Source organism: Catenuloplanes sp. NPDC051500 (assembly GCF_044454585.1).
GTDB lineage: Bacteria > Actinomycetota > Actinomycetes > Mycobacteriales > Micromonosporaceae > Catenuloplanes.
The window spans coordinates 399,606-424,479 of the sequence record NZ_JBITDX010000001.1 but is presented as its reverse complement, the minus strand read 5'-3'; the positions used below and the strand labels follow the sequence as shown (position 1 = coordinate 424,479).

Genomic DNA, 24,874 nt, shown 5'->3' with positions numbered 1-24,874 from the left:
CCGTGTGACAGCGATTTGTGTGGGAAGCTTCACCGGTTTCGATATACGGAGCGTGTCCGGGTCGGCGCCGCATTTCGGGCACCGGACACACCGGGGTCGCGGGGCGGACATGCCAACCTCGGAGGGTAATCATTCGGCGGCCGGGGCGTGCTCCCGTGGTCCGCTACAAACGACGAGCCGGTAAGCGTCGTGCCACCGGCCGCGCCGACCGCGGGACACACCGAACCCTGCCCGTCCCGGGCGTCGCGACACCCCTCGCAGCACATGGCACTCACGGGCAGGGGCGGGGGAACCACAGTTCCAGGACGGCTCGCATCGCGGGCCTTGGGGTGAAGTCCGGCGTCAGGCCGGACCGGGCACGTTTCGGCGCCCGAATCCGACAGCTAACCCCGCAGGTGCGCCGAAAGGATTTCTTTCGTGTTGACGCATCTCCCGGTCCGGCCCTCCTCGACGCCGGTCCGGCGCTTCACCGTGCCCCGATTCGCGTTGCTTGCGGCGTTGCTCGCGCTCTGTGTCACCGCCGGTCAGTTGACAGGTGTGGACCGGGCGGACGCGGCGGCCTCGCAGAAGGGTGCGGCGGTCGTCGCGTTGGCCAAGAGCCTGGCCGGCAAGCGGTACCGGGCCGGCGGCGCGAGCCCGAGCGGTTTCGACTGCTCCGGCTACACGCAGTACGTCTACCGGAAGGCGGCCGGGCGCACGCTTCCGCACAGTGCGGACCGCCAGCAGCGTTACGGCGCCGCGGTGTCGAAGGCGCAGGCCCGCCCGGGCGACCTGCTCGTCTTCCGGCACGGCGCGCAGGGGTTCCACACCGCGATCTACGCGGGCGGGGACTGGATGTACGACGCGCCGCAGCCGGGTATGCGGGTGGGCAAGCACCGGATCTGGTCGCGGAGTTACGTGGTCCGACGAATAGTCTGATATGGACCGCTTTACGTGCCTGTGACATCTACCGGCCCCTGCCGCGTCCGGCAGGGGCCGGTGTCCCGGCCGCCTGCCCCCGGTCTGAGTGAACACTTGTTTTCCGGGACGTTCGCAGCGGTCGCTCAGAGATCACGAACGGGGACGGTGGGTGTCGGTTATTTCCCTCCACTTCCCTCCACGCAACCGTCCGCCGCCCAGCAGACCGCCGAAAAACCGACCGAAAAATCACCATAAAGGGTACGGCGAAGAGGCCGATCCGAACGGATGTCGGAAACCGGACGGGCGTACTGGATCAAGTCCCTCCACCCTCGACAACCCTCCGTGACGTGCTGTTTTGCACCGTCATGCCCCTTGACTAGGGGCCATTTCTGGTTGCGGGTGGAGGGAAGTGGAGTAAAGTGGGGCCACATGGCGGGGTCGTGGAGAGCCCGCCGGCCCGAGTGATCTGCGGCACCGCGAATGCCGCCGTCGAGGGCGAGGGGGGTGCGCCGCGATGTTTCTCGGCACCCATACCCCGCGCCTGGATGACAAGGGCCGGCTGATCCTCCCGGCCAAGTTCCGGGACGAGCTGGCGGGAGGTGTCGTGATCACAAAAGGGCAGGAACGCTGCCTCTACGTCTTCCCGATGCCCGAGTTCCAGCGCATCTCGGAGGAGCTCCGGACCGCCCCGATGACGCACAAGGCGGCGCGGGCGTACAGCCGGGTCTTCTTCGCCAGCGCACACGACGAGGTGCCGGACCGGCAGGGTCGCGTCACCATCCCCGTCCTCCTCCGGGAGTACGCGGGGCTGGATCGTGAACTGGTCGTGATCGGCGCCAGCACCCGGGTCGAGATCTGGGACAAGCAGGCCTGGGAGACGTATCTCGCGGAGAGCGAGGACGACTTCGCCGACATCGGGGAGGGGGTGCTACCCGGCGGTCTGTAGCGATCGGACCCGTACTGCGAGATCTCCAGCCGCTCGGCGCTCCTGAGACCCCTTCCCCGGTATCAGGCGCGACGGTGGTGACGCCAAGAGAGCGGATGGGGATCTGGCGGTACGGTCTTCGTCGCACTGCTGGCGGGCACTGCGTGAAACGAATCGTCACAGATGGGGGTCGACATGGGGGTGCCCGAGCCGGAGCTCGTGGCCGAGGGCCTGGAATGGCAGGCGCGCGGCACGCACGTGCCCGTCCTGCTGGAGCGGTGCCTGGCGCTGCTCGCCCCCGCGCTGACCGGTGAGAAACCGGTCTATGTGGACACGACCCTGGGTCTCGGCGGACATGCCGAGGCGATCCTGACCGCGAACCCACGGCTGACGCTGATCGGCCTGGACCGGGACACCGAGGCGCTTGAACACTCGCGCCGCCGGCTGGACCGGTTTGCCGACCGCACCCACCTGGTGCACGCGGTCTCGTCCGAGCTGCCCGAGGTGCTGGCGCGACTCGGATTCGAGCAGATCGACGGCGCTCTGTTCGATCTCGGTGTCTCCTCGTTGCAGCTCGACGCGCCCGATCGCGGGTTCGCCTACTCCCAGGACGCTCCGCTGGACATGCGGATGGACCAGGGCAGTGGCGTGACCGCGGAGGACGTGGTCAACGACTACGAGCCAGGCGCACTGGTCAGGCTGCTGCGGGTGTACGGCGAGGAGAAGTTCGCGACCCGCGTCGTCTCGTCGATAGTCCGGGAGCGGGGGCGTTCCCGGATCACGTCGACGCGGCGTCTGGCAGACCTGGTCAGAGACTCCATTCCGGCCGCAGCCCGGCGTACCGGCGGAAATCCTGCAAAAAGAACGTTTCAAGCGTTACGCATCGAGGTAAATGGCGAACTCGCCGCCCTTGAATCGGCGCTACCGGCGGCTCTCGATGCGTTGGCGCCTGGCGGCCGGGTGGTCGTCATGTCCTATCAGTCGCTAGAGGACCGCATCACCAAGCAAGCACTCGCAGCGCGAGCCCGCAGTACCGGGCCGATCGAACTTCCGTTCGAGCTTCCCGGTACCGGACCCACGCTGCGACTTCTCACCCGTGGCGCGGAGCCGCCCACCGAGGAGGAGGTCGCGGAGAACCCGCGAGCCGCCTCGGTACGACTCCGGGCCGCGGAACGCATTGCCGGTGGGGACACCGGGGCCGTCCGCGAACGGCCCCGAAGGTCACGCCGGTCCGGCGCGGGGGCGCCGGAGTCGTCCGGATAGGACGGCGGGCAGGCGGGGGCCGGGCAGGGGTTCCGCAGTGTCCAGGGACTTCACGTCCCGAGGGGAAGACGACGGGACGAAGACACTGAGGGGGAGGGAACATGAGCGTCAACAAGCGCGACCGGGGCGACATCAGCGCCGGGCGCGAGACGGTGCAGCGCGCACCGCGGTCGGGGGGCCGGACCGCGGCGCAGTGGGCTCCGGCGGAGGGCTCGGAGGCGATCGTCCGCGGCATGGCCGGGCGTCGCGCCGAGCGGCAGAACGCGGCACGCGGCCGGGGGGCCGCCACGCCGTCCACGGGGGACAACCGCGCGGCGGACCAGGGGATCCCGCAGCGCGCCGAGCGACTGAGCTCGCTTGAGCGCATCGAGCGCCGGGAGCGGGCGGCGGCCGCCGCCGGCATCGCGGCGGAGCAGGAGCGGGCGGCCACCCGGGCCGGCCGCCAGGACCGCGCGACCCGCGCCGAGCGCCTCGACCGGACCGAGCGGGCTGACCGGCCCGAGCGCCTTGATCGTCCCGAGCGGGCTGACCGTCCCGAGCGGGCTGACCGTCCCGAGCGGCCTGAGCGGTCCGAGCGGTCCGAGCGCCTTGACCGTCCCGAGCGGGTCGAGCGTCTCGACCGCGCCGAGCGGTTCGACCGCTTCGACCGGGGCGAGCGTGTTGAGCGCGCCGACCGGGCCGTGAGCCGGAACGCGGGTGGCTCCCGCAAGCCCGGCACGCGGTCCGCGGCCCCGCGCGGCACGCAGAGCGCACGCGGCACGCAGAGCGCACGTGGCACCCAGGCGGCGCGCGGCGCCGGCACGCGTACCCCGCGGGCCACGTCGTCCTCCGCGCCTGTCGACCTGTCGGCGGCGCGGGGCCGCCGGTACGCGACGGACGGCAGCGCCGCGCTGGAGCCGGAGGAGATCCACGTCCTGGTGGAGCCGGCCGAGGCCGAGCCGCTCCACGAGGAGCTGCCGGCGCCCCGGCTGCGCGTCACGCCGCCCCGGCCGGTGTCGGTGCCGCGTGCGCCGTTCATCGCCGGGATCCTGGTCGCGGTGGTCGCGGGCGTGGTCGGCATCCTGCTGATCAACACGCAGACGAACAAGAACGCGTTCCGGCTGGACGAGCTGCAGAAGACGCAGGCAGTTCTGGACGTGCAGCAGCAGGAGCTGGAGAAGCAGATCGAGGAGTACGAGTCCCCGAACTACCTGATCGCCCACGCGAAGAAGCTGGGCCTGGTCAAATCCGAGGACCCGGCCTTCATCACACTCCCGGACGGCAAGGTGATCGGCGTGCCGATGCCGGCCGGCGGCAAGCCCGCGCTCAGCAGCCAGGAGAACAGCGGACAGCAGGAGAGCGGGCGGTAACGCAGTGCCGCCACGGGAGCAGCCACCCGCGCGTCGCGGCCGGGGATCGCGGGACGACCGCGACACCGGCCGCGGCGCGCGGGACCGACGTCAGGACCGCGACCTGGGGGACGACGGACAGCCGTCGTCCCCCAGGTCGCGTTCGCACAGCAAGATCTCGGACGCGGCGGCCTACACGCCGCGCGGCCGCACGGTGAGGGAGGGCATGCCGCGCCCGCAGCGCCCGGCGGTGGAGGAACCGCGCGCACGGCGTACCCCCGCCGGATCTGGATCTGGATCGAGGACCACCGCGAGCGGTGACCGGCCCGCGTTGCGGGTGCTCGACGGCGGCCGGCAGGGCGATCGTCGCGCCGGGGCGCGGAGCACGGCCCGGGAGCGTGACACGGTCCCGGCACCGCGCCGGCGGAATCCGGCGCCGCCCAAGGGACGCCCGGCGCCGATCCGCAAGCCGCGGCAGCCGCGGAAACCGCCGAAGCTCGGGGATCCGGGCCGGCGGCTGCGGGTGGCGTCGCTGCTGGCGCTGGTCATGCTGGCCACGGTCGGCGTCCGGCTCGTGGTGATGCAGTTCGGCGACACGCCGGAGTGGGCCAAGCAGGGGCTGCAGGACCGGCTGCAGGTGGTCGCGCTGCCCGCGGCGCGCGGCGCGATAGTCGACCGGAACGGCGCGGTGCTCGCGCACAGCGTGGAGGCCCGGTACGTCGCGGTGGACCCGGAGGTCGTCAAGGACGCGGACCGGACCGCGTCGCTGCTCCAGGACATCCTCGGCATCCCCCGGTCCGAGCTGCTGACGCGCATGCAGAAGCGGATCCGGCCGGACGGGCGTCCGTCCCGGTTCGAGTGGATCGCGCGCGGCGTGAGCACCGCGGACGCGAAGCGGATCCAGGCGCTGAAGCTGCCGGAGATCGTGATCGACCGGGACGAGCGGCGCGAGTGGCCCGGCCGCGACCTGGCCGCGAACCTGGTCGGCTTCACCGGCGGCGACATGAACGGACTGGAGGGCATCGAGGCCCGGTACGACGAGCTGCTGCGCGGCGTCAACGGCGAGCGCCGGTACGAGGTCGGCAAGAAGGTCGACGGCACGGACCTGGCCAAGGAGATCCCGGGCGGCTATTCGCAGAAGACGCCGGCCCAGAACGGCACCTCGCTGACGCTGACGATCGACCGGGACATGCAGTACGAGGCGCAGCGCATCATCGGCGAGGCGATGCAGAAGGTCGGCGCCAGCCTCGGCGCGGCGGTGGTGCTCGACGTGAAGACCGGTGAGGTGCTGGCGCAGGTCAGCTACCCGACGTACGACCCGGTGAAGTTCGCCGAGGTGAAGCCGGAGGTCCGGCAGGACGTGGCGTCCGGCGTGGTGGTCGACCCGGGCTCGGTGCACAAGGCGATCGTCTACGGCGCCGCGCTCGAGGAGGGGATAATCACCCCGGAGACGATCTTCGAGGTGGGCCCGTCCGTGCGGAAGGGCGGTGTGACGTTCCATGACACGCACCCGCATCCGGAGGGCACGAAGATCACCATGGCGGGCGCGCTTGCGTACTCGTCGAACGTGGCCGCGATCCAGGTGGCCGACCGGCTCGGCCCGGAGAAGCTGATCGAGTACCAGCGGCGGTTCGGGCTGGGCGCGCCGGTGAACGAGGGCGTGGCCGGCGAGGCGTCCGGCCGGGTGATGAACGCGGACGAGTGGGACGGGGCCAGCTACGGCTCGGTGCCGATCGGCCACAGCGTCGACGCCACGCTGATGCAGATGGCGGCCGTCTACAACACGATCGCGAACGACGGCATGTACGTGCAGCCGCACCTGCTCAAGGACTCCGTCGCGCCGGACGGCACGCGTACCGCCACGACGGGCCTGGAGTCGCACCGGGTGCTCTCCGAGGAGCACGCCCGGGAACTGCGCACCCAGCTCGAGTCGGTGATGGTGATCAAGGACGGCAGCGGCGCGAACGCCCGGGTGAACGGCTACCGGGTGGCGGGTAAGACCGGCACGTCGAGCCGGCTGGTGGACGGTAAGTACGTCGACGGCCAGGTCACGTCGTTCATCGGGATGGCGCCGGCGGACGACCCCCGGTTCGTGGTGGCGGTCCTCGCGCACGTGCCCGCGGGTGCCGGCGGCCTGACCGCGGGCCCGCCGTTCAAGGAGATCATGAACTTCGCGCTCCGCCACTACAAGGTGCCGCCGAGTACGACGGAGGCGCCCGATTTCAAGGTCTTCCCGTAGCCGTGTGGACGCCTTTCACCTGCACTCCGGTTATGGCCGGTATGCACGCTGTCATGGCTTCAGTGAATCTTGTGGCCGATGTCGGCGGGCCCGGCCGACCGGGTAGGGTCTGACGCCGTGCCCGGCAATCCGTCCTCGCCGACCCGACCGCCGCGGCCTGCCGCGCCGGTTGAGCGGACGCTGTCATCGCTGGTCGCGGTGCTGCGGACCGCGGTGTTCGGCAAGCGACACGAACGTGGTCTGGAGGTGGGCGGCGAGGTGTTGCCGATCGATGCGCTCCGGGAGGTGGCGGCCGCATGATCCCGTTGACCCTTGCGGAGATCGCCGAGGCGGTGGGCGGCCGGTTGGTGCACGCCGACCCGGCCGCGCGGGTGACCGGCCCGGCGGAGTACGACTCCCGGGAGATCGCCGCGGGCGGGCTCTTCGTGGCGTTCCCCGGTGAACACGTGGACGGCCACGACTACGGCGCACGGGCGGTCGCGTCCGGTGCGGCAGTGGTGCTGGCCAGCCGCGAGATGGGTCCTGACGTGCCGGCGATCCTTGTGGACGACCCGCAGGCCGCGCTCGGCCCGCTCGCCCACCTGGTCGGCGAGCGGCTGATCGCGTCCGGACTGAGCGTGGTGGGACTGACCGGCTCGTCCGGCAAGACCACCACCAAGGACATGGTGGCGCAGTTGGCGGCGGCGCTTGGGCCGACAGTGGCCACCGTGGGTTCGCTCAACAACGAGCTGGGCTTCCCGGTGACCGCGCTGCGGGCCACCGAGCAGACCCGCTACCTGGTGCTGGAGATGGGCGCGAGCGGTCACGGCCACATCCGGTACCTGAACGAGATCGTCCAGCCGCGGATCGGCGTGGTGCTCAACGTGAGCCTCTCGCACCTCGGCGGGTACGACTCGGTGGACGGCATCGCGCAGGCCAAGGCGGAGATGGTCGAGGATCTCCCGGCGGACGGCGTGGCGGTGCTCAACGCGGACGACGACCGGGTGGCCGCGATGGCGTCCCGGACGAGGGCCCGCGTGGTGTTCTTCGGCGAGAGCGCATCCGCGGACGTGCGGGCCGAGGACGTGACGCTCGACTCGCGCGGGCGGGCGTCCTACACGCTTGTCACGCCGGACGGCCGGTTCCCGGTCTCGCTCACCCAGACCGGCCGGCACATGGTCGGCAACTCGCTGGCCGCCGCCGCGGTCGCCGGCGAGCTGGGTCTGACCGGTGCCGCGCTTGCGGAGGCGCTTGGCGAGATGCGCACGGTCTCCACCCGCCGGATGGACGTCTTCGATCGCGCGGACGGCGTCACCGTGATCGACGACTCGTACAACGCGAACCCCTCCTCGACCGCCGCGGCTCTGCGTGCGCTGGCCACCCTGGCCGGCGACGGCAGCCGCCGGGCGATCGCCGTACTCGGTCCGATGCGGGAACTTGGCGAGCAGTCCCGCGACGCGCACGCCGGCATCGGGCGGCTCGCCGCCGAGCTGGGCGTGGACCGGCTGCTCGTGGTAGACCCCGAGGCCGCGCCGATCGTTGACGGCGCCCGATCCGAACAGATGTGGAAGGGAGAGTCGGTGCTCCTAGCCGACCAGCAGGCTGCCATCGAGGACCTGAGGGGCGATCTGCGTCCCGGTGACGTGGTGCTCGTCAAGGCGTCCCGCTACCGCACGTGGAAGGTTGCAGACGCTCTGCGCGCGGCTGACACCGACGGCGTGCCGCTGACCACGGGGGATGCCGCGGTATGAGAGCGGTCATCATCGCGATCGGCGTCGCGTTCATCGTGTCGCTGCTCTGCACCCCGATCGGCATCCGCGTCTTCACGGCGCTGAAGGCCGGTCAGCCGATCCGCACCATCGGCCCGGCCACGCACATGGGCAAGAAGGGCACGCCGACCATGGGCGGCGTGGTGTTCATCATCGCCACCGTGATCGCCTACGTGGCCGGTCACGCCGCGCTGACCACGCTGCCGGACCAGCAGATCGCGCAGGACACCCCGACCATCACCGCGCTGGTGCTGCTCGGCCTGTTCGTGTTCTGCGGCGCGGTCGGCTTCCTGGACGACTTCATCAAGGTCCGCAAGCGCAACAGCGCGGGCCTGTCCGCCCGGGGCAAGCTGATCGGCCAGATGCTGATCGGTGGCATCTTCGGCGTGGTCGCGCTCTACTTCCCGAGCGCGATGTTCGACCCGGCCGGCAACCGGACCAACGCGGAGACGGTCGGCAGCGAGACGATCTCGTTCGTCCGGGACATCGACTGGGCCAACATCGGCAAGGCCGGCTCGGTGATCATATTCATCTTCGTGATCATGTCGATGTCGAACGCGGTGAACCTCACGGACGGCCTCGACGGCCTGGCCACCGGCGCGTCGGTGATGGTGCTCGGCGCCTACTCGATCATCGGCTTCTGGCAGTACCGGCACTGGTGCGCGGACCCGACCTACAACACCGGCCCCGACATCTACTGCTACTCGGTGCGGGACCCGCTGGAGATCTCGATGATCGCCGGAGCCGCGGCCGGGGCCTGTGTGGGCTTCCTGTGGTGGAACACCTCACCGGCCCGGATCTTCATGGGGGACACCGGCGCGCTCGGACTTGGCGGCCTGATCGGCGGCCTGGCGATGTCGAGCCGGACCATGCTGCTCGTGCTGATCCTGGGCGGCCTGTTCCTGATCATCACCATGTCGGTCGTCATCCAGATCATCTCGTTCAAGACCACAGGTAAACGCGTGTTCCGGATGTCACCACTCCAACATCACTTCGAGTTGGCCGGCTGGTCCGAGGTCAACATCGTGGTCCGCTTTTGGATCGTCGCGGGCATCGGCGTCGCCATCGGCCTGGGCATCTTCTACACGGAGTTCCTCGCGGCCACCTCGTAGAAACGGCAAAGACCCATCAGGGGGTACGGCCGGGGAGCGCGCTTCTCGGTCGTACCCCCTGAGTCCGTTTCTGGATTGTGAGCTTTTCGCACGTCGACACGCCCGGCGGCTGACGCGGCCGGGGCCCGCCGCGCGCACATGATGGGGTCATGGCGGACAGCGTGGGCGATACGGCGGTGGCCGAACGGCGGGCGAGCGTGGACCTCGGCGGCGGCCTCTCCGCGCTGCGGGGGCTGCTGGCCAGGCCGCTGGCCTCCTACTACCTGCTGCTGGCCAGCTCCGGGCTGCTGCTGGTGATCGGCCTGACAATGGTCTTCTCGGCCACGAGCGTGCGGGCCTACGCGGAGAACGGCAACGCGTTCGCCATGATCAGCAAGCAGGCGCTGTTCGCGCTGATCGGCCTGGTCGCGTTCTGGGTGGTGCAGCGGCTACCGGCCTCCACGCTGCGCCAGGTGGGATTCCCGGTCATGGTGGTCTCGCTGATCCTGCTCGCGGTGCTGGACCTGCTGGTGGTGCTGGAGGGCTTCGGCGCGATCTCCGAGCCGAAGATCGGCCCGGTCTCGGCGAACCTTCTCTGGCTGTACATCGGCCCGATCCAGTTCCAGCCGTCCGAGCTGGCCAAGTTCGGCCTGGTGCTGTGGGGCGCCGACATGATCGCCCGGAAGGGCGCGGCGATGGGCTGGTGGCGTGAGCTGTCCATGCCGCTCGGTCCCGCGGTCGGCCTCCTCTTCGTGCTTGTCGGCTACAACGACACCGGCACCATGCTTCCGCTGCTCGGCATCGTGGTCGGCCTGCTCTGGACGGCAGGCGTACGGCTGCGCGTGTTCGCCGCACTCTCGCTCGTCGGGCTGGGCGGGATCGGCCTGCTGATCGCGGCCGCGTCCCAGGGCGCGGGCTCCGGCGCGGTCGGCGCGGCCAACTACCGGCTGGCCCGGATCACCTCGTTCTTCAGCCCGGCCGCCGACTGCGAGCAGTCCGGCTGCTACCAGGTGGTCCAGGCGAAATACGCGATCGCGGACGGCGGCTGGTTCGGTGCCGGACTGGGCAAGAGCAGCCTGAAGTGGGGCTGGCTGCCGTCCGAGCACAACGACTTCATCTTCGCGGTGATCGCGGAGGAGCTGGGCGTGATCGGCTGCGGCGTGGTGCTGGCGCTGTTCGCGGTGATCGCCTACACCGGCTTCCGGATCGCCCGCCGCGTCCAGGACCCGTTCCGCAGGCTCGCGGCCGCGGCGATCACCACCTGGCTCGTCGTGCAGACGATGGTCAACGTGGGCGGCGTGGTAGGGCTGCTGCCGATCACCGGCCTGCCGCTGCCGTTCATCTCCGACGGCGGTTCCGCGCTCGTGGTCACGCTTGCCGCGATCGGCGTGCTGGCGTCGTTCGCCCGCGCGGAGCCGGACGCGGCCCGCGCGCTCAACGCCCGGCCGCCGGCCCGCTGGGTCCGGCTGCTCTGGGCGCCGCTGCCCCCGCTGCCGCCGACGACCGGGAAAGCGGATGCCCCGGTGGCCCGGCGCGCGGCCGCCCGCGCACCGGCCGGACAGGAGCGGCAGGCGGCCCGGCTGGCCCGCGCCGCCACCCGGGACCGGGTCACCCGGCTCCGTGGCGGGGCGGACGGCAGAGGATGATGAAGCCGCCTTGGCCCGCGTTCGAGAGGTTGATCGAGACATGAACACCGCGGAGTTGACCCCGGCCGGCACGCTCACCGCCGAACAGTTGGGCACGGTCCACCTCATCGGGGTCGGCGGCGTCGGCATGAGCGGCCTGGCCCGCCTGCTGCTCACCCGCGGCATCCGGACCAGCGGCAGCGAGCTGCGCGAGTGGCCCTACCTGGCGGCGCTCCGCGCGCTCGGCGGCACGATCCACATGACCCACACCGAGTCGAACCTCGACGGCGTCGACACTGTCGTCTACTCCACCGCCATCCCGCAGGACCACCTGGAGCTGGTCGAGGCGCGCCGGCGCGGGCTGCGCGTGCTGCACCGCTCCGAGGCGCTTGCGGCGGCGATGACCGGGCGGCAGGCGATCGCGGTGGCCGGCACGCACGGCAAGACCACCACCACGTCAATGGTCACGCTGATCCTGCAGCACGCGGGGGAGGACCCGTCGTTCGTGATCGGCGGCGAGATCTCCGAGGTCGGGTCGAACGCGCATCACGGCTCCGGGCAGTACTTCGTGGTCGAGGCGGACGAGAGCGACAGGTCGTTCCTGCGGTACCGGCCGCACGTCGCGCTGATCACCAACATCGACGCGGACCACCTGAACACCTACGGCGACCTGGCCGGCGTGGAGGCGGCGTTCGGCGAGTTCGCCCGGCTGGCCGACTCGCCTGTCAACGGCCGCGGCGACGGCTTCGTGGTCGCCTGCGCGGACAACGAGGGCACCCGCCGGATGGCCGCGACGCTCCGCGAGGAGGGGCACACCGTCTACACGTACGGTGAGGCCGACGACGCCGACCTGCGGATCTTCGACATCAGCTCGTCCGCGGCAGGCGTGCGCTACCGGGCCGAGCTGGACGGGTTGTCGCTCGGCGAGATCTTCCTTCCCACGCCTGGCCGGCTGCTCGGGCTGAACAGCTCCGCCGCCGTGCTCATCGCGCTGCGGCTGGGGCTGCCGATCGAGAAGATCGTGGAGGCGCTTGCCTCGTTCCCCGGCGTGCGCCGCAGGTTCGAGCGCAAGGGCGTGGTCAACGGCGTCCTGGTGTACGACGAGTACGCGTACCACCCGGTGTCGGTGAAGGCCGCGATCGAGACGCTTCGCGAGGTGGCCGGCGACGGGCGGCTGATCGTGGTCTTCCAGCCGTACCGCGTCTACCGCACGCGCGACCTGGAGGCCGAGCTGGCCGCCGGTCTGTCACTCGCGGACGAGGCGATCATCATGGAGGTCTTCGGGCCGGGCGAGACCCGGCTGCCGGGCGAGGGCGGCGTGTCGCTGACCGCCGCGATCGACCTGCCGGCCGAGCGCAAGATCTTCGTGCCGGACTGGGACGACGTGGCCGCCGAGGTGGTTCGCCGGGCCCGGCCGGGCGACGTGGTGGTCACCATGGGCGCACCGCCGAGCTCGATGCTCGGCGACGAGCTGATCACCGCGCTGGGAAGCACGCCGGATTCCGTGTCGGGCTCTGTGCCGGGCGGGGCCGTCGCGGAATGACCGGGGACGGCGGCGGGCTGCGGCGCTGGCGGCTGGTCCGGGCGGACCGGGACGCGGTCCCGCCGTCCGTGCGGCGGTTCATGCGCCGGGCCCGCCAGCGCCGGATCCGGGCAGCGCTGCCCTGGGCGCTCGGTGCCGCGATCCTGACCGTCGCGGGCGCGATCGGCTGGACGGTCTACGGCACCGGTGTGCTCGGCGTGCGCCGGGTCGAGGTGACAGGCGCCACGATGCTCACGCCGGCCGAGGTACGCGCCGCCGCCGCGGTGGCCGATCACACGCCGCTGGCCCGGATCGACACGGGCGAGGTCGCGGCCCGGGTGGAGGCGCTGGCGCCGGTGGACCGGGCGGTCGTCTCCCGCGGCTGGCCCGGCACGCTTGTGATCGAGGTGGTGGAGCGCACCGCGGTGGCGGTGGCGCCGGTCTCGGAGACCGCCTTCGCGGTGGTCGACGACGAGGGCGTGGTCTTCCGCACCGAGGCGGAGCGGCCGGCCGGCCTGCCGCTGCTCGAGGTCGCCGCGCCCGGCCCGGACGATGTGAACACCCGCGCCGGGCTTGAGGTGCTGGCGTCGCTCAGTCCCGAACTCCAGGCAAAGTTGATCTCCGTCACGGTGGAGGCGCCGGCCCGCATCCGGCTGAATCTCGACGGCGAACGGACCATCATCTGGGGCGATTCGTCAGCGAATTCCACCAAGTCCTCCGTGGCCACGGCCCTGTTGGGCCGCAAAGAGAAGACGATCGACGTAAGCGCGCCTGAGGTCGTCTCCCTCCGCTGAGGGGTAGTTTCACCGAAACCCGCTCCGGCGACACGCCGCGTCGGTCCTTGGATGTCGCCTCACGTCCGCATACGTTGCCGGAGAGGTCGCGTAGTTGACATAACTATCGACCTCTAGTAGAGGGTGAGGGTTCCGCCTCAACCTCCAACGTTCCGGAGCATAAGTCGACACGGCCTGGCAGGGTTTTGTCGCCGATGCCCGTCAACCTCGGGGAAGGAAGGGCAGACCGATGACACCTCCGCACAACTACCTGGCGGTAATCAAGGTCGTCGGTATCGGTGGCGGCGGCGTCAACGCCGTCAACCGGATGATCGAGGTTGGGCTCAAGGGTGTCGAGTTCATCGCGATCAATACCGATGCGCAGGCGCTTCTGATGAGCGACGCCGACGTGAAGCTCGACGTGGGCCGCGAGCTGACTCGCGGTCTTGGCGCGGGTGCGAATCCCGACGTCGGCAAGAACGCGGCGGAGGACCACCGCGACGAGATCGAAGAGGTCCTCAAGGGCGCGGACATGGTGTTCGTGACCTGCGGCGAGGGCGGTGGCACCGGAACCGGTGGCGCGCCCGTCGTGGCGAACATCGCCCGCAAGCTCGGCGCGCTCACCATCGGCGTGGTGACCAGGCCGTTCTCGTTCGAGGGCAAGCGCCGCCAGGTGCAGGCCGAGACCGGCATCGACGAGCTGCGCAACCAGTGCGACACGCTCATCGTGATCCCGAACGACCGGCTGCTCGCGCTCGGCGACCGCGGAATAAGCATGATGGACGCGTTCCGCCAGGCCGACCAGGTGCTGCTCTCCGGCGTCCAGGGCATCACCGACCTGATCACCACGCCCGGCCTGATCAACCTCGACTTCGCGGACGTGAAGAGTGTGATGTCCGGCGCGGGCTCCGCGCTGATGGGCATCGGCAGCGCGCGCGGCGACAACCGCGCGGTCGAGGCGGCCGAGGCGGCGATCTCCAGCCCGCTGCTCGAGCAGAGCATGGACGGCGCACGCGGCGTGCTGCTCTCCATCGCCGGCGGCTCCGACCTGGGGCTCTTCGAGATCAACGACGCGGCGCAGCTGGTCACGGACGCGGCCCACCCGGACGCGAACATCATCTTCGGCGCCGTGATCGACGACGCGCTCGGCGACGAGGTGCGGGTCACCGTGATCGCGGCCGGGTTCGACGGCGGCACGCCGTCCTACAAGCCGGTCGAGTCGGTGCGCAAGCCGCAGCCGGCCTCCGCGCCGCAGCCGGCCAACCCGCTCCCGCCGCCGCCGCAGGAGCGCCGCAAGGTGCTCTTCGACGACGTCGACGTGCCGGACTTCCTGAAGAACGGGTCCTGAACTGACCCTCGGTCCGGGCGTCCCGCATGATCAGCGGGGTACGTCCGGACCGTTTCTTCGTGGGGGTAATCGAGTGCGCCGGGATGAGATCGCCGGAAATCTGACCGCGGTGCGGGCGCGGATCGATGCGGCCTGTGCGGCGGCCGGGCGGGCGCCGTCTGAGGTCACGCTGATCGCGGTGACCAAGACCTACCCCGCCTCGGACGTGGAGCACCTGGCCGCGCTCGGCGTCACCGAGGTCGGCGAGAACCGCGACCAGGAGGCCGCTGCCAAGGCGGCGGCGGTGACCGCGCAGGTCCGCTGGCATTACATCGGCCAGCTGCAGCGCAACAAGTGCCGGTCGGTGGCCGGGTACGCGGACGTCGTGCACTCGGTGGACAGCGTCCGGTTGGCCGAGGCCCTGGGCGCCGCCGCCGAGAAGGTCAGAGAGACGCCGATCGAGGTCCTGATGCAGATCAGCATCGACGGCGACGCGCAGCGCGGCGGTGTGCCGGCGGCCGGTGTGGCCGAGGTGGCGGACGCGATCGCGGCCCGGCCGGAGCTCACGCTGCGTGGCGTGATGGCGGTCGCGCCGCAGGACTGGACGCCGGACGCCGCGTTCGCCCGGCTGGCCGAGGTGGCGGCGCGGCTGCGGGCCGGTCACCCGGGCGCGGACCTGATCTCGGCCGGCATGAGCGGGGACCTGGAGGCCGCGATCGCGCACGGCGCGACACACGTGAGGGTGGGCGGCGCGTTGCTCGGTATGCGCGCACCGCTGCGGTAGCCTGACCGCGGAACCGAACTACATGAGTGTGATTCAACCGTCTGGTCGGATTCACGAGTGTTCCGCGGGGGTATGACTCGGCCTCGCCGGCCTGAGGCGGAACGTTCGTTCGCTGATAGACGACGGTTCCACCGCAGGGCAACGGCACGGCAGGGGGCAGTGCCGTAACGGCGGAGGCGAGGTGGGGGCAGGCATGAGAGGGCGTAACGGTACGAGGTTCGGCGAGCACGCTCGGCGAACGGGGGTGCGGCTCGCGGCGCTTCGCGCTGCCCGCATCCGCGCGGTAGAGGTGAGCCGGTGAGCGCGCTCCGCAGGGCCGGCGTCTGGCTCGGCCTGGTGGAGGAGGACGACGACCCCCGCTACGAGGACGCCCGCTACAACGATGGCGGCTACCGCACGAACTACCGCGGACGCGACCACGACCGCCGGCGCTACTCCGAGGACTTCGAGGACGAGGACGAGGAGATCGAGGAGCCGCCCGCGGTCCCCCGCACGCGTGTCCGGTCTGATCTGCGCGACCGTACCTCCCGGATCGACCGGGAGCGCCACGAGCGCCCGTCCCGGTCCTCCGTGCGCGAGGAGATGGAGCGGATCGAGGCCGAGCGCGCCGAGCGCGAGCGCGACGAGGAGCAGAGCGCGACAGTGCGCCCGATCGCCCGAACGGGCGCGGGCGTGTCCGGCGCGCTCAGCTACCCCACGTCGGAGAGCCTCGCGCTGGCCCCGCCGCTGCCCGCCCCGGCCCGGATGACCAAGCCGGAGGACGAGCAGCGGTACCAGATCACCACGCTGCACCCGACCACCTATCGGGAGGCGCGGACCATCGGCGAGCACTTCCGGGACGGCGTACCCGTGATCATCAATCTCACTGAGATGGATGAGGGTGATGCCCGGCGCCTGGTTGACTTCGCGGCCGGACTTGCATTCGGTCTTCGGGGTACGATCGAGCGAGTGACCAACCGGGTTTTCCTGCTCTCGCCGGCCAACGTTCAGGTCACCGCGGAGGACAAGGCCAAGATCGCCGAGGGCGGGTTTTTCAGCCAGACCTGACTCACCCACGCTACTAGGGGCCTCGCTCACCGTGTTGCTGTCGATCGTGATGCAAGTCGTCTACCTGCTGTTGTACGTGTTCTTCCTGACACTGCTGGCACGGTTCGTCCTGGGCGCGGTCCTGCAGTACGGCCGGCGGTGGCAACCGAGCCGTGGTGCGGCCGCGGCACTGGAGTCGGTGTGGAGCGTCACTGATCCACCCCTCAAGGCGTTGAGGCGTGTGATCCCACCACTGCGAATTGGTACCGTGAGCTTCGACCTGGCCTCCCTTGTGCTGCTGGTTATCCTGATCGTGCTGATGGAACTCGTGGTACGGCGGTTGATCTAAGGGTGAACACCCAGCAAAGGGTTGAGAACCTGACGACCAGCGCGCCACGCGGCCGCAACTGACCCGAGGAGTTTCGATGCCGCTGACCCCGGCCGACGTCCACAACGTCGCCTTCAAAAAACCCCCCATCGGCAAGCGGGGGTACGACGAGGAGGAGGTCGACGCCTTCCTTGACGAGGTTGAGCGCGAGCTCGCCCGTCTGATCGAGGAGAACAACGAGCTCCGTGCTCAGGTGGAGCGCGGTGGAGGCCGCCCCGTCGCCCCGGCAGGCCCGGGCGCCGACCCGCGGATGGCCGCCGAACTCAACGACCTCAAGGCTCAGCTGGACCGCGTCCAGCGGGACAAGTCCGCCGCCGACCAGGCCGCTCGCGCCATGCAGGCCGAGCTCGACCAGGTTCGCGCGCAGGGTGGCCCCGTCGGCGGCGCCGGCGTCGCCAACCCGGACGGTGAGCAGCAGGCTCTCCGCGTCCTGATGATGGCCCAGCGCACCGCCGACGACCACGTCGCCGACGCGCGTCGCGAGGCCGACAAGCTGCTTACCGACGCCCGTACCAAGGCGGAGGAGGTCACCCGCGAGGCGCGGGCCAAGGCCGACGCGCTCGAGCGTGACGCCCGTCAGCGTCACCAGGAGGCCATGGGCGGCCTGGACGCGAAGCGGTCCGCGCTGCAGAAGCACATCGAGGAGCTCAAGCAGTTCGAGCGGGAGTACCGCACCCGCCTGAAGGCGTACCTGGAGAGCCAGTTGCGTGACCTCGACGGTCGCGGCCAGGGCCTGGAGGCGGAGCTGACCCGGAGTGAGGGCAACCGTGCCGTTGGTGGATCCGGCGGTCTCGCCGCGGCGGGGCTGGCCTCGTCGTACGGCGGCGGTCGCAGCGGCTCCTCCATCGAGTCCGGCCGTTAGTCGACGCGACGGGGGTGAGCCATGATCGTCATCAGTTTGCTGCTCATCCTCGTCGCGATCGCGTTGCTCGTGATAGGGCTGGGGAGCGCGTCAAGCCTGCTCCTGATCGGTTCGATCGTGGGCAGTCTGCTGGCCGCGGTGACGCTCGTGGTGGGCATGCGGCAGGCTGCGGCCGCGCGTGCCGAAATGATCGACAACTCGGAGACGATGTCCGAGGCGGACGCCAAGCGAGACCGGTACGGCGATCCCGCAGAGGAGTACCTCGACGAGGAGTTCGGCGAGTTCGGTGACTACGAGGGCCGGCGGCAGCGTCAGGACGGCGCAGCGGCCGCCACCTCTACCGAGTACCGCGACGAGGAGTTCCCCGGCTACGGCGCGTCCGAGCCGGAGGAGCCGGTCTACCGCGACCCGGTCCCGCCGCAGCGCGAGCCGGTCCCGCCGCAGCGCGAGCCGGTCGAGGATCCGGAGGACGAGCCCGAGGCTCAGCCCGTGTCCGCCGCCGAGACCGCCCGCGTCGCCCGAATGACCGCGGACGTCTACGTGGTGGACGGCCGGCCCCGCTACCACCTGGCCGGCTGCGTCCACCTGATGGACAAGGAGGCCGAGCCGCTCCCGGTGAACGAGGCCTCCGAGCTCGGCTTCACCCCCTGCGGCCTGTGCGAGCCGGACAGCGCGCTCCTGGCCGACGCCCGCCGCGTGTGAGCGCCCGGCCACCTGCCCCGACTCGGATGTGATCTTTCTTCACCGTTCGGTGGTCAGCAACGCGAACCCCCGTTCGGGAGAATGAGGCATGGACCTTTCCGTGCCCGTCCGGGTGAAACCCGGTGCGTCCCGTGCGCGGGTCGGCGGCCGGCACGACGGCCCGCACGGCCCCGCGCTCGTCGTCGCCGTCAACGCGCCCCCGGTCGACGGCCGCGCCACCGAGTCGGCCCGCAAGGCGCTTGCCGGTGCGCTCGGCGTGCGGCCCGCGTCCGTCACGCTCACGCTCGGCGCCGCCAGCCGCGACAAGCTGTTCCTGATCTCGGACGCTCCCGCGGCGCTTGCGGAGACCGTGGCCGTGCTCCGGGACGGCTCGGCGTGATACGCCGGTGAGCGCGGACATAGATCTGGCGCTGCTGCTCGGCGCCGCAGTGGTGCTTATCGCTGTCGCCGCGGTCCGCATCTCCACCCGCTTCGGCTTCCCCAGCCTGCTGATCTACCTCGGCATCGGGCTCCTGATCGGCGAGGGCGGGCTCGGCATCCGCTTCGACGACGCGGAGCTGACCCGGATCCTCGGCTTCTGCGCGCTCATCGTGATCATCGCGGAGGGCGGCCTGACCGCGCGGGTAAGCACGCTCCGTCCGGTGCTCGGCCTGGCCGCGCTGCTCTCCACGGCCGGGGTCGCGGTAAGCATCGTCGCCGTCGGCCTGGTCACCCACCTGCTGCTCGGCCTGGACTGGCGCCTGGCGCTGCTCTACGGCGCCGTCCTCTCCTCCACTGACGCGGCAGCGGTCTTCGCCACGCTGCGCCGACTGCGCCTGCCCCCGCGGCTGGTCGCCACGCTCGAGGCCGAGTCCGGCATGAACGACGCTCCGGTGGTGATCGTCGTGGTGCTGCTCTCCACCACCGGGTTCGTCCACCCCCTGTGGCAGGAACTGCTGATCATCGGGTACGAGCTGGTCGCCGGCGCCGCGATCGGCTATTTGGTCGGGGTGAGCGGCCGCTGGCTGCTCCGGCACGCCGCACTGCCGTCCGCCGGGCTCTACCCGATCGCCGCCGTGGCGCTTACCGTGCTCGCCTACGCGGCCGGCGCGGTCGCGCACGCGTCAGGCTTCCTCGCTGTCTACGTGGCAGGCGTGCTGCTCGGCAACGCGCGGCTCCCGCACCGGCAGGCGATCCTCGGCTTCGCGGACGGGCTGGCTTGGACCGCGCAGATCGGGCTGTTCGTGCTGCTCGGGCTGCTGGCCTCGCCGGACCGGCTGGCCGGCGCGTTCGTCGAGGCGCTGGTGGCAGGCCTGGCGCTGGTGCTGCTGGCCCGGCCGCTGTCGGTGCTGGTGTCCGCGCTGCCGTACCGGCTGGCCGGGCCGCTGCGCCGGCGGATCCGGCTGGGCTGGCGGGAGCAGACGTTCCTGTCCTGGGCCGGGCTGCGCGGCGCGGTGCCGATCGTGCTGGCCACCATCCCGCTCTCCGCGTCGATGCCCGGCGCCCGGCAGCTGTTCGACGTGGTCTTCGTGCTGGTGGTGATCTTCACACTGGTGCAGGGCGGCACGCTTGCGCCGCTGGCCCGCCGCCTCGGCGTGGTGGCGGAGGCGGAGCCGGCCGAGCTGTCCGTGGAGACCGCGCCGCTGGACCGGGTGCACGCGGACCTGCTGACGCTGGACATCCCACCGGAGTCGCGGTTGCGCGGCGTGCACGTGGACGAACTCCGGCTGCCGGTGGGCGCGTCAGTCACGCTCGTGGTGCGCGACGGAGCCGGTTTCGTGCCATCGGCCGACACCCGGCTGCGGGCCGGCGACAGCCTGTTGATCGTGGCGACCGCGGAGGTGCGCGAGGTCGCGGAGAGGCGGCTGCGCGCGGTGAGCCGGCGGGGCAGGCTGGCGCGCTGGTTCAACGAGTACGGCGCGGACGGCGGCGCCCCGGACCCGCCGCGTCGTGACCCACGTCGACACTAGGGCAACCGGGAAGGCCTTTGTCGGAATTGCGATAATTTATCGGTCAGATGTGGTGAAAATGGCTCACAGCGGTGCGCCCTGTTGTCGGATTCGCTTACGGTCCGTATTCTTGCGAACCTCTGGAGTGCGCGGCGGCCCGCCGTGCACCCGTTTTGCACGCGGGGGGCGCCATGGCCAAGCGGGCGAACGCGGCCGAGGAAGTGACTACTAGCGACGAAGCTACGACTGGCCGTAAGGTGTCGGGATGGATCGCGACCGCGGCGGCGACTGCTGCCAAGGGGACGAATCGGGCACCCGCCGCCACCACGGCGAAGCCGGCCACACCCGTCACGGCGAGTGCGGTCACCTCGCCGAATCGCGGGCCGGACCGCGGTTCGGGCCGAGGCGCCGAGGTGGCCGCCGGTGGGGGCAAGGGCTCGGGAAACCCGGGCGCGGCCGGCCGGAGCGCGGCGAAGAAAACCACAGCGAAGACCACGCCCGCAGCGGTGAGAGCCGCCGCGAAGAATGTGGCACGTGTGACTTCAGCACCCGGTGGGAAACCTGCGAGCGGCAAGAAGAGCGCGACCGCCGCGGGGGCGGTCGCGAAGACGCCCGGCAGGGCCGCCGCGAAGCCCGCTACGGCGGAGTCGGCGACGAAGTCCACGGCGGGGCGGGCCACGGCGGGGCCGGCGACGAAGACCACACCGGAGTCGGCGACGAAGGCCACGACGGGTCCGGCGACGAAAACCACGACAGGGCAGGCCACGACGGGGTCGGCGACGAAGACCACAGCGGGGCCGGCGACGAAGTCCACGGCGGGGTCGGCTACCAAGGCCACGACGGAGTCGGCTTCGAAGGCGACGACCGAGTCGGCTGCCAAGGCCACGACGGGGTCGGCTTCGAAGGCGACGGCGGGGCGGACTACGAAGGCCGCGGCAGGGCGGGCCACGAAGACCACGACGGAGCCGGCTACCAAGGCCACGACGGGGTCGGCCGTGAAAGCCGTCGTCACGGCGGCCGGGGGTACGGCGAAGGCGATCGAGGGCCTGGCGAAGCCCGCGACCGCGAAAGGGACGAAGCGGCCGGCCAAAACCACCGTCGCAGCCGAGCCGGTGACGCGGGCGGCCAAGCGAACGGCCGCGGCAATCGAGCCCGCGGAGGCAACGGGCGGGAGCACCAGCACGGCGGCCGGCGTCGGAAAAGCCGCATCGAGCACCAAAGCTTCCGGCGCGAAAGCGTCGAGCACCACAGCAGCACCAGCACCAGCAGCACCACCAGCAGCACCATTAGCCGCATCAGAGGCGCCAGCACGACCATCAGCCGCGTCAGAGGCTTCGCCAGCACCAGCCGCATCAAAGGCGCCATCGGCACCGGCATCAGGTAAGGAAGCGGTACCGAGCATCACCGCACACGGCAGGACGGCGCGGAACGCCGGGGAACACGGCACCCGCACCGGGAGTACGACGAAGGGCACGGAGACGAACCGGGCCAGGCCGGCCGCCGCACGCGCGGCGCGGGCAGACAAGGCACCGCCGACCGCCGCGGACAGCGCGGCCGAGGGAGCGAGCACCATGGCGAAGGCAGCCGAGACCAAGACCGCGACCCGCAAGAACACGCCCTCGAAGGGCTCCCGCAGCGAGGCCGAGACCGAGAAGATCCGGGCCGCCCTCGCGGGTCGCCGGGATGAGCTCCGTCACGAGTACGATCACACTCTGATCGAGATCGCCGGTCTCCAGCGTGAGAGGCTTGGCGACTCGGCGGGCGACGACCAGGCTGACACCGGTACCAAGACGTTCGAACGCGAGCAGGACATCACGCTCGCCAACAACCTCCTGGAGCGGATCAACCAGGTCGAGCGGGCGCTCGAGCGGCTCGACGAGGGGCATTACGGGTGGTGCGAGCGCTGCGGCAACCCGATCCCGGTCGAGCGGCTCGCCGCGTTCCCGTCCGCCACCCGGTGTGTCTCGTGCAAGCAACTGGAGGAGCGGCGCTGATTCCGGCGCCGCCGGGGAGGACGGACCGGTGACGGTGGAGGCTGAGCAGCCGCCCGCAGGGGCCGAGGTCGGAAGGTACGGCAGCGTCCGGCGGGCGGTCTCCGTCCTCGGCTCGGTCGCTGCCGTGATCGTCGCGGCGGACCTGGCGACGAAGCAGCTGGCGCTCTCGGCGCTCAACTACCGCGACGACGTGACGGTGATCCCGGGCGTGCTCTACTGGAGCCTGATCCGGAACAGCGGCGCCGCGTTCAGTCTCGGTTCCGGCTACACCTGGATCTTCCCGCTGGTCACCATCGCGGTGGTGATCTGGATCGGCTGGATGGCCACTCGCCTGCGGTCGGTCCCGTGGGCGATCTCGCTCGGCCTGGTGCTCGGCGGCGCGCTCGGTAACCTGCTGGACCGGCTCTTCCGCGAGCCGGGCCCGTTCCTCGGTCACGTGGTCGACTTCGTCAGCGTGTTCCAGCCCAGCGGTGGTGCGTTCCCGATCTTCAACCTGGCGGACAGCTCGCTGAGCGTCGGGGTGGTGCTGGCGGTGCTGCTGGAGCTCACCGGACGGCAGCGGGACGGGTCCCGGATATCCTCTGAGGGCCGCACAAAGCCGGCCCCCGGCAGCAGTGACGAAAAGGACAGCTCGAGCGCGTGACCCAGCCCCCCGGTGACACCCGATCTCTTCCCGTACCCGACGGCCTCGACGGCATGCGTCTCGACGCCGCCGTCTCCAGGCTGTTCGGGCTTTCCCGCACGGCAGCCGCCGCGATCGTGGAGGCCGGCGACGCATATGTCGACGGCACCCGGCGCGGCAAATCAGACAAGGTCTCCGGCGGCTCCTGGCTAGAGGTGACGCTGCCGGCCCCGGTCGCGCCGCCGAGCGTGGTCGCGGAGACCGTGGACGGCCTGCGGGTCGTCTACTCCGACGACGACATCGTGGTGGTCGACAAGCCGGTCGGCGTGGCCGCGCACCCGAGCCCGGGCTGGACCGGCCCGACAGTGATCGGCGGCGTCGCCGGGCTCGGTCACACGGTCGCCACAAGCGGGGCCGCCGAGCGTCAGGGCGTGGTGCACCGGCTGGACGTCGGCACCACGGGCCTGATGGTGGTGGCCAAGAGCGAGCATGCGTATACGGTGCTCAAGCGCGCGTTCAAGGAGCGCGAGGTGGACAAGATCTACCACTCGGTGGTGCAGGGTCACCTCGACCCGCTGCGTGGCACGATCGACGCGCCGATCGACCGGCACCCGTCCTCGGACTGGCGGTGGGCCGTGATGACCGGTGGCAAGCCGAGCATCACGCACTACGACACGCTTGAGGCGTTCCGTTCGGCAAGCCTGGTCGAGGTGAAGCTGGAGACCGGTCGCACCCACCAGATCCGGGTGCACATGTCCGCGATGCGGCATCCGTGCGTGGGCGACCTGACCTACGGCGCGGATCCGACGCTCTCCGCGCGGGCCGGCCTGTCCCGGCAGTGGCTGCACGCCCACGAGCTGGGCTTCGTGCACCCGGGTACGTACGAGGAGGTGCGGTTCGTCAGCCCTTATCCGGACGACCTGCAGAACTCCCTGGACGTGCTTCGCGCGGCGAGTTGACCGGGCTGCTGCGGCGGCTCGACGACCGGCTCCTGCCGCCGCTCGGCCGCGGGATGGCACGCCTCGGGCGTACCCCCGCGCGGTTGAAGATCTTGACTGGTGCGGCGGTGGCCGCTTCCACGGCCGTGCTGCTGACCGCGGTCTGGGCCGCGGACCAGCGCCCGCCGTCCGGTGACCAGACCGTGGGTGACGTGGTCCGGGTCGGCGTGGCCGAGGGTGGGTCGATCCCGGACTACCTGGACGGGGCGGCACGGGAACTGGCCGCGCTGTCCGACCCGGCGGCAGGCTACGCGCTTGTGACGTTCACCGAGTACCTCGGCCCGGACCGGCTGGCCGGCGCGCTTGACGGCCGGGCCGCCGCCGTGGTGGTCGGGCGCGTGCCGCTGCCCCGCGTGCAGACGGAGATCGTCCGGATCGCGGTGCAGCGGCTCCCGGCCGACCTGCTGGGTGGCATGGCCGTGATCGCGGACCGCAAGGACAAGGAAGCGGCCGACTACAAGCGGCTGAGCGCGAAGCTGACCGGTGACTCCGCGCAGGAGGTGGAGTTGCGGACCGTGTACGACAGCGGTGCGAAGGTGTCCGCGGCGGAGGCCGTCTCGTTCCGGGACGGCTGCTCGTGCTTCTACGCGGCCGTGATTCGGGCCACGCCGGCCGAGCTCGCGGAGCTCGCCGAGCGGCCCGGGATCCGGGCGGTCGATCCGGCCCCCGAGCTTGTCCGGCTGGACCGGGCGGTGCTTCTGCCGCCGCTGCCGGAGCAGACGGACGTGGTCAAACCTCCTGTGGACGGTCTCACAGAATTGATGGCTTCAGCGGGCGCACAGGTGACGCCGAGCGGCCGATAGGAGAGAATGACAGCATCCCGGCGCGG

At 71.1% G+C, this 24,874-nt stretch carries 23 protein-coding genes, 1 pseudogene and 1 riboswitch; of the genes and pseudogenes, 23 read left to right on the top strand and 1 reads right to left on the bottom strand.

The features are described 5' to 3' along the window. Positions 1–258: 258 nt before the first annotated feature. Positions 259–412, top strand: a riboswitch (cyclic di-AMP (ydaO/yuaA leader). A gap of 5 nt (positions 413–417) precedes the next feature. The 19 genes and pseudogenes from ACIA8K_RS01760 to ACIA8K_RS01670 all read left to right on the top strand — a co-directional run bounded on the left by ACIA8K_RS01760 (position 418) and on the right by ACIA8K_RS01670 (position 20,452). Next, positions 418–918: a C40 family peptidase gene (locus tag ACIA8K_RS01760; RefSeq protein WP_396053829.1), complete on the top strand. Its 501-nt coding sequence runs from the start codon at positions 418–420 to the stop codon at positions 916–918. Between the two features lie 496 nt (positions 919–1,414). Continuing rightward, entirely contained in the window at positions 1,415–1,846 is a 432-nt protein-coding gene (mraZ, locus tag ACIA8K_RS01755; RefSeq protein ID WP_396053827.1) for a division/cell wall cluster transcriptional repressor MraZ, read from the top strand. Between the two features lie 162 nt (positions 1,847–2,008). Next, a pseudogene (gene rsmH / locus ACIA8K_RS01750) lies at positions 2,009–3,173 on the top strand (16S rRNA (cytosine(1402)-N(4))-methyltransferase RsmH); the annotation flags it as partial. Between the two features lie 16 nt (positions 3,174–3,189). Further along, positions 3,190–4,437, top strand: coding sequence for a hypothetical protein (locus tag ACIA8K_RS01745; RefSeq protein WP_396054508.1), 1,248 nt, complete (start codon positions 3,190–3,192; stop codon positions 4,435–4,437). Positions 4,438–4,441: 4 nt separating this feature from the next. Beyond that, positions 4,442–6,655: a penicillin-binding transpeptidase domain-containing protein gene (locus tag ACIA8K_RS01740; RefSeq protein WP_396053825.1), complete on the top strand. Its 2,214-nt coding sequence runs from the start codon at positions 4,442–4,444 to the stop codon at positions 6,653–6,655. A gap of 117 nt (positions 6,656–6,772) precedes the next feature. After that, on the top strand, positions 6,773–6,955 hold the full coding sequence (locus ACIA8K_RS01735) for a hypothetical protein (RefSeq protein ID WP_396053823.1): 183 nt from the start codon (positions 6,773–6,775) through the stop codon (positions 6,953–6,955). Next, positions 6,952–8,385 carry a UDP-N-acetylmuramoyl-tripeptide--D-alanyl-D-alanine ligase gene (gene murF, locus ACIA8K_RS01730; RefSeq protein WP_396053821.1) on the top strand — a complete coding sequence of 478 codons (1,434 nt, stop codon included), beginning with the start codon at positions 6,952–6,954 and terminating at the stop codon, positions 8,383–8,385. Before ACIA8K_RS01735 ends, murF begins: the two co-directional genes overlap by 4 nt. Next, positions 8,382–9,515: a phospho-N-acetylmuramoyl-pentapeptide-transferase gene (gene mraY / locus ACIA8K_RS01725; RefSeq protein ID WP_396053819.1), complete on the top strand. Its 1,134-nt coding sequence runs from the start codon at positions 8,382–8,384 to the stop codon at positions 9,513–9,515. The genes murF and mraY overlap by 4 nt, the downstream gene beginning before the upstream one ends. Positions 9,516–9,664: 149 nt before the next feature. Beyond that, positions 9,665–11,140: an FtsW/RodA/SpoVE family cell cycle protein gene (locus ACIA8K_RS01720; protein ID WP_396053817.1), complete on the top strand. Its 1,476-nt coding sequence runs from the start codon at positions 9,665–9,667 to the stop codon at positions 11,138–11,140. A gap of 40 nt (positions 11,141–11,180) precedes the next feature. Continuing rightward, the gene (gene murC, locus ACIA8K_RS01715; protein WP_396053815.1) at positions 11,181–12,662 is read left to right on the top strand and encodes a UDP-N-acetylmuramate--L-alanine ligase; all 1,482 of its coding nucleotides are present in this window, start codon (positions 11,181–11,183) and stop codon (positions 12,660–12,662) included. Then, on the top strand, positions 12,659–13,435 hold the full coding sequence (locus tag ACIA8K_RS01710; protein WP_396053813.1) for a cell division protein FtsQ/DivIB: 777 nt from the start codon (positions 12,659–12,661) through the stop codon (positions 13,433–13,435). The genes murC and ACIA8K_RS01710 overlap by 4 nt, the downstream gene beginning before the upstream one ends. 229 nt (positions 13,436–13,664) lie before the next feature. Then, the gene (gene ftsZ, locus ACIA8K_RS01705) at positions 13,665–14,762 is read left to right on the top strand and encodes a cell division protein FtsZ (RefSeq protein ID WP_396053811.1); all 1,098 of its coding nucleotides are present in this window, start codon (positions 13,665–13,667) and stop codon (positions 14,760–14,762) included. 73 nt (positions 14,763–14,835) lie between these two features. Then, on the top strand, positions 14,836–15,525 hold the full coding sequence (locus ACIA8K_RS01700) for a YggS family pyridoxal phosphate-dependent enzyme (RefSeq protein ID WP_396053809.1): 690 nt from the start codon (positions 14,836–14,838) through the stop codon (positions 15,523–15,525). Between the two features lie 297 nt (positions 15,526–15,822). Continuing rightward, complete coding sequence (locus ACIA8K_RS01695) at positions 15,823–16,572, top strand: cell division protein SepF (RefSeq protein ID WP_396053807.1); 750 nt, start codon at positions 15,823–15,825, stop codon at positions 16,570–16,572. A gap of 34 nt (positions 16,573–16,606) precedes the next feature. Further along, on the top strand, positions 16,607–16,900 hold the full coding sequence (locus tag ACIA8K_RS01690; protein WP_033346129.1) for a YggT family protein: 294 nt from the start codon (positions 16,607–16,609) through the stop codon (positions 16,898–16,900). 76 nt (positions 16,901–16,976) lie between these two features. Next, positions 16,977–17,801, top strand: coding sequence for a DivIVA domain-containing protein (locus tag ACIA8K_RS01685; protein ID WP_396053805.1), 825 nt, complete (start codon positions 16,977–16,979; stop codon positions 17,799–17,801). A gap of 21 nt (positions 17,802–17,822) precedes the next feature. After that, on the top strand, positions 17,823–18,503 hold the full coding sequence (locus ACIA8K_RS01680) for a hypothetical protein (RefSeq protein ID WP_396053803.1): 681 nt from the start codon (positions 17,823–17,825) through the stop codon (positions 18,501–18,503). Positions 18,504–18,591: 88 nt separating this feature from the next. Continuing rightward, positions 18,592–18,882 (top strand): DUF167 domain-containing protein, encoded by a 291-nt coding sequence (locus ACIA8K_RS01675; protein ID WP_396053801.1) that lies wholly within the window; start codon positions 18,592–18,594, stop codon positions 18,880–18,882. 7 nt (positions 18,883–18,889) lie between these two features. Then, complete coding sequence (locus ACIA8K_RS01670; RefSeq protein WP_396053799.1) at positions 18,890–20,452, top strand: potassium/proton antiporter; 1,563 nt, start codon at positions 18,890–18,892, stop codon at positions 20,450–20,452. 94 nt (positions 20,453–20,546) lie between these two features. On the opposite strand, the gene ACIA8K_RS01665 is transcribed toward ACIA8K_RS01670, so the two are convergent. Further along, on the bottom strand, positions 20,547–22,004 hold the full coding sequence (locus ACIA8K_RS01665; protein ID WP_396053797.1) for a hypothetical protein: 1,458 nt from the start codon (positions 22,002–22,004) through the stop codon (positions 20,547–20,549). Here ACIA8K_RS01665 and ACIA8K_RS01660 point away from each other — a divergent pair. From ACIA8K_RS01660 to ACIA8K_RS01645, 4 genes are read left to right on the top strand one after another with little or no spacing between them, the layout of a single operon-like run. Then, on the top strand, positions 22,003–22,425 hold the full coding sequence (locus ACIA8K_RS01660) for a TraR/DksA family transcriptional regulator (RefSeq protein WP_396053795.1): 423 nt from the start codon (positions 22,003–22,005) through the stop codon (positions 22,423–22,425). The two genes, ACIA8K_RS01665 and ACIA8K_RS01660, sit on opposite strands and share 2 nt — an antisense overlap. Next, positions 22,391–23,068 carry a signal peptidase II gene (gene lspA, locus ACIA8K_RS01655; RefSeq protein WP_396053793.1) on the top strand — a complete coding sequence of 226 codons (678 nt, stop codon included), beginning with the start codon at positions 22,391–22,393 and terminating at the stop codon, positions 23,066–23,068. Before ACIA8K_RS01660 ends, lspA begins: the two co-directional genes overlap by 35 nt. A gap of 53 nt (positions 23,069–23,121) precedes the next feature. Further along, positions 23,122–24,006 carry an RluA family pseudouridine synthase gene (locus ACIA8K_RS01650; RefSeq protein WP_396054474.1) on the top strand — a complete coding sequence of 295 codons (885 nt, stop codon included), beginning with the start codon at positions 23,122–23,124 and terminating at the stop codon, positions 24,004–24,006. Then, positions 24,003–24,848: a hypothetical protein gene (locus ACIA8K_RS01645; RefSeq protein WP_396053791.1), complete on the top strand. Its 846-nt coding sequence runs from the start codon at positions 24,003–24,005 to the stop codon at positions 24,846–24,848. The genes ACIA8K_RS01650 and ACIA8K_RS01645 overlap by 4 nt, the downstream gene beginning before the upstream one ends. Positions 24,849–24,874: the final 26 nt, after the last annotated feature.

What these genes read in the sequence shown, in the direction of transcription:
- mraZ (WP_396053827.1), top strand. Translation starts at nt 1,415, where the DNA reads ATGTTTCTCGGCACCCATACCCCGCGCCTGGATGACAAGGGCCGGCTG.
- ACIA8K_RS01660 (WP_396053795.1), top strand. Translation starts at nt 22,003, where the DNA reads ATGGCGAAGGCAGCCGAGACCAAGACCGCGACCCGCAAGAACACGCCC.
- murF (WP_396053821.1), top strand. Translation starts at nt 6,952, where the DNA reads ATGATCCCGTTGACCCTTGCGGAGATCGCCGAGGCGGTGGGCGGCCGG.
- ACIA8K_RS01720 (WP_396053817.1), top strand. Translation starts at nt 9,665, where the DNA reads ATGGCGGACAGCGTGGGCGATACGGCGGTGGCCGAACGGCGGGCGAGC.
- ftsZ (WP_396053811.1), top strand. Translation starts at nt 13,665, where the DNA reads ATGACACCTCCGCACAACTACCTGGCGGTAATCAAGGTCGTCGGTATC.
- ACIA8K_RS01745 (WP_396054508.1), top strand. Translation starts at nt 3,190, where the DNA reads ATGAGCGTCAACAAGCGCGACCGGGGCGACATCAGCGCCGGGCGCGAG.
- ACIA8K_RS01685 (WP_396053805.1), top strand. Translation starts at nt 16,977, where the DNA reads ATGCCGCTGACCCCGGCCGACGTCCACAACGTCGCCTTCAAAAAACCC.
- ACIA8K_RS01650 (WP_396054474.1), top strand. Translation starts at nt 23,122, where the DNA reads ATGCGTCTCGACGCCGCCGTCTCCAGGCTGTTCGGGCTTTCCCGCACG.
- ACIA8K_RS01675 (WP_396053801.1), top strand. Translation starts at nt 18,592, where the DNA reads ATGGACCTTTCCGTGCCCGTCCGGGTGAAACCCGGTGCGTCCCGTGCG.
- ACIA8K_RS01665 (WP_396053797.1), bottom strand. Translation starts at nt 22,004, where the DNA reads ATGGTGCTCGCTCCCTCGGCCGCGCTGTCCGCGGCGGTCGGCGGTGCC.
- ACIA8K_RS01710 (WP_396053813.1), top strand. Translation starts at nt 12,659, where the DNA reads ATGACCGGGGACGGCGGCGGGCTGCGGCGCTGGCGGCTGGTCCGGGCG.
- mraY (WP_396053819.1), top strand. Translation starts at nt 8,382, where the DNA reads ATGAGAGCGGTCATCATCGCGATCGGCGTCGCGTTCATCGTGTCGCTG.
- ACIA8K_RS01680 (WP_396053803.1), top strand. Translation starts at nt 17,823, where the DNA reads ATGATCGTCATCAGTTTGCTGCTCATCCTCGTCGCGATCGCGTTGCTC.
- murC (WP_396053815.1), top strand. Translation starts at nt 11,181, where the DNA reads ATGAACACCGCGGAGTTGACCCCGGCCGGCACGCTCACCGCCGAACAG.